Source organism: Achromobacter sp. 2789STDY5608615 (assembly GCF_001298995.1).
GTDB lineage: Bacteria > Pseudomonadota > Gammaproteobacteria > Burkholderiales > Burkholderiaceae_B > Achromobacter > Achromobacter insuavis.
Window position 1 is genome coordinate 76,937 of sequence record NZ_CYTY01000033.1, and the last position, 1,857, is coordinate 78,793.

A 1,857-nucleotide genomic window follows, 5' to 3' on the forward strand; every position below is an offset into this window, starting at 1 on the left:
GCCTGGCGGGCAGCGTGTTGGCGATACAGCGTTGTCTCGATGCGCGGCCACAGCCCGGGCGACGGCTCGACCGGCGCGGCCAGATCCGTCAGTGGCAGCAGGCGCTCTTCCCAGCGGTCGACGGCGGCGCGCAGCGCGGCATCGTGCGGCAGCCGGGCCTCGACGTCGCGGCGGCGCGCGCCGGGCAAGGTGCCCAGCACGTATTCGCCGGCCAATTCGTCCAGGCCGTCGGGGGTGTCAGGCAAGGCGCTCATGCCAGGCATTCCTTCAGCGCTTTCAGGCTGCGCTTGATCCAGGCTTTGACGGTGCCCAGCGGCGCGCCCAGGCGCTGTGCGATTTCGCTGTGCGACAGGCCTTCGACGTAGGCATGCAGCACGCAGTTGCGGCGCACGGGCTCCAGTTGTTCCAGGCAGGGGCCGATACGGCCGGCGCTGTCGCGCCAGTCGAAAGCGTCGCGGGTGTCATGCCAGGCGTCGATCGCGTCGCGAGCATCCAGCGCGGCGGCGGTATCGTCGTCCACCGCGGTTTCGTGGCGCTCGTCCCGCACGGCGTTCAGCGCCAGGTTGCGGGCCACGCGATAGAGCCAGCCGCGGGCCGAGCCGCGCGCGGCGTCGAAGCTGTCAGCCCGGTTCCAGATATTGACGAAGGCGTCGTGCACGATGTCCTCGGCCCGGGCGCGGTCGCGCACGATGCGCTGGGCCACGCCCAGCAACCGCGGCCCTTCTTGGCGATACAGCGCTTCCAGCGCCGTGCGGCGCCCCGCGGCGCACTGCGCGAGGGCCGCTTCGTAATCGAAATCCGGAACAGGTCGGTTCGGCATGCAGGCGGGGGCAGTGGCGGTGGGCGTGGACCCGGGCAAGGGCCGGGCGGCGGCGGATGCAGGCATGTTACCGGACTCCCGCCGCCGCCCGCTGGGTGTCAGTCCGCCTTCCAGAAGAGGTAGTCGGCCTGGTAGGACACCCGACTGCGCTGGCCGGCCGTGGTGCACGGCGTCTGGGGCGCCACGCCGCCCTTGAGCGCCGTGCGCTGGATGTAGGCGACGCCAGTCAGGGCGCCGGCGCCCACGGCGGGATTGGCCTTGACCAATTGATAGGGCAGGTTGCCCGCGCCGGCCGGCGCCACGGCGACTTGCGTACCGGTCAGCTTGGAGCCGTCCGCGGCCTCCCAGGTGGCGGGCGGGCCGTAGTAGGTGCCGACCTGCTTGCCCTGGCGGTCCTTCAGGACCGCCTTCGGGCCGGCGAACACCCATTCCAGCTGGTCCTTGGCGTCGGCCTTGGCGCGGCATTCATAAGTGATGTCGCCCGTGCCCACGGTTTCCCAGGCCACTTTGTGGCCGGCGGGTACCTGGACGGCGGCGGGCAGGGCGTCTTGCGATGCCGCCATGGCCGGGGCGGCTTGCAGCAGGCCGCAAGCGGCCAGCAGGGCGGCAGCGAAATGGCCGGTGGCGGGGAAGGGGCGAGTCGTCATGAGCGGTCTCCTGCGGAAGAGGAATCTGCGGGTACGGCGCACGGAATGTGCGCCGTTGCAGGTACTACACGCGAGAGCCGTTATTGGATGCAGGCCGAGGAGATTATTTTCTTTTTTTGACCCGAATGGCATTGCCTGGCGGCGCTATATAGAATTGGGTCCGAATAACGCCGCTTGTCCATGCCTACACCTACACCAACACTGAACGCCGGGCGCGCCACGCCGTTGGCCGCCGGCCGGCGCGGCGCCGCGAGTGATCGCGCGCGCCTGTTGCGCCCGCTGGCGGCGTTGCTGTGCCTCGGCTTGAGCGCCTGCATCAATGTCCGGCCGATGCAGCCCCCGCCGCCGCTGTACGCCCTGTGGGCCAAGCCCGGGGTCGATCAGCAGGGG

2 protein-coding genes and 2 pseudogenes are annotated in these 1,857 nt (G+C 70.4%); 1 reads left to right on the forward strand and 3 read right to left on the reverse strand.

What is annotated here, in order from left to right:
- From AOZ49_RS33070 to AOZ49_RS24000, 3 genes and pseudogenes are all read right to left on the reverse strand, one after another.
- Window positions 1-254 (reverse strand): annotated as a pseudogene (locus tag AOZ49_RS33070) (RNA polymerase subunit sigma-70); the annotation flags it as partial.
- Window positions 251-820: a sigma-70 family RNA polymerase sigma factor gene (locus tag AOZ49_RS23995; protein WP_054429732.1), complete on the reverse strand. Its 570-nt coding sequence runs from the start codon at window positions 818-820 to the stop codon at window positions 251-253. The pseudogene AOZ49_RS33070 and the gene AOZ49_RS23995, both read right to left, overlap by 4 nt.
- Before the next feature lie 98 nt (window positions 821-918).
- A complete protein-coding gene (locus AOZ49_RS24000; protein WP_054478150.1) occupies window positions 919-1,467 on the reverse strand; it encodes a DUF3455 domain-containing protein in 549 nt (182 codons plus the stop codon).
- A 180-nt stretch (window positions 1,468-1,647) separates the two neighbouring features.
- Between AOZ49_RS24000 and AOZ49_RS33675 the strand changes: the two are divergent.
- Window positions 1,648-1,857: pseudogene (locus tag AOZ49_RS33675) on the forward strand (hypothetical protein); the annotation flags it as partial.